The organism is Carboxylicivirga linearis, assembly GCF_018271995.1.
GTDB classification, from domain to species: domain Bacteria; phylum Bacteroidota; class Bacteroidia; order Bacteroidales; family Marinilabiliaceae; genus Carboxylicivirga; species Carboxylicivirga linearis.
Genome location: NZ_JAGUCO010000110.1, coordinates 1 through 842, shown reverse-complemented (window position 1 = coordinate 842; position 842 = coordinate 1). Strand labels below are relative to the sequence as shown.

General features: G+C 40.0%; 3 protein-coding genes. All 3 read right to left on the bottom strand.

Going from position 1 to position 842, the window contains the following annotated elements; genetic code table 11:
* Window positions 1–185 (bottom strand): hypothetical protein (locus tag KEM10_RS23870; protein WP_212220931.1); only part of this gene is annotated, 185 nt, incomplete at its 3' end.
* Window positions 182–514 (bottom strand): hypothetical protein, encoded by a 333-nt coding sequence (locus KEM10_RS23865; protein ID WP_212220928.1) that lies wholly within the window; start codon window positions 512–514, stop codon window positions 182–184. The genes KEM10_RS23870 and KEM10_RS23865, both read right to left, overlap by 4 nt.
* A gap of 1 nt (window position 515) precedes the next feature.
* Window positions 516–842: P-loop NTPase family protein (locus KEM10_RS23860; RefSeq protein ID WP_212220925.1), on the bottom strand; the 327-nt coding region annotated here is incomplete at its 5' end.

Here is an 842-nt window from a genome sequence, read left to right as displayed (position 1 = left end):
AGCCAACTGTCTTTCTGATACATCTCCCTGGCCGAACTCCTATCGGCAACTGCCATCTTAAAAAGTTCCATTTTCCCCTGGAGCTTTTCTTCTTGCGTGGTGAATATTTCATCAATCAGCTTAGTTCCCTCTTTTAAAGTTTCCGCAGCTCCGGCATTAATTGCCTTTCCAAATAACTTTCTCATTTCTCTACAAATTTTAATATGGTGTCCAGCTTCTCATTGAGCTGTTTTATGGTTTGGTGAAATAGTTCTTTGCTAACATATATTTCCTTGGAACTGTCCCTTAAATCGGATATTCGTTTATGCAGCACAGTAAACTTACCCTCACAAGATTCAAGCTCTTTAGTAAGGTGTCGAATATCCTTTTCAAGTAAATCGGTCTTAGCATCAACGGTTTCTTTAGTGGCATTTTTAGAAATAGCATTGCGGATTATGTATGAGAGTACACCTACTGTGAGAGAACTCAATCCGGCTATAACCACCCAATAGAATTTAATTGTCATTTCTTCCATGCTAAAAGATTTTAATGGTTTCTGTACTACCCTCCGGAAAGCGGTTTTTCTCCATCGTTGCACTTTGATTTTCAATGTGCATAATGGCATCTACAATATGCTCCCACTTCGTTCCGCCTTTGGAGCTGCCATCTCTGTTTGCCTGATTGATGATTACAAATGAGGTGTTCGGGAACTGTTTCTTCAGCTCTTTAAATTCCTCGTGAGAAATATCCGTTGTTTGGGTACTGTCGATAAATACCACATCGTAATCCCTGAATAGCTTCGGATTGTAGTCCTCGATAATTCCGATTGGGCTGTTAATTCCAAGCCTTACCACTTTCTCCTG

Excerpts from the sequence above, each read along its gene's own strand:
- KEM10_RS23865 (WP_212220928.1), bottom strand. The coding sequence starts at position 514 with ATGGAAGAAATGACAATTAAATTCTATTGGGTGGTTATAGCCGGATTG.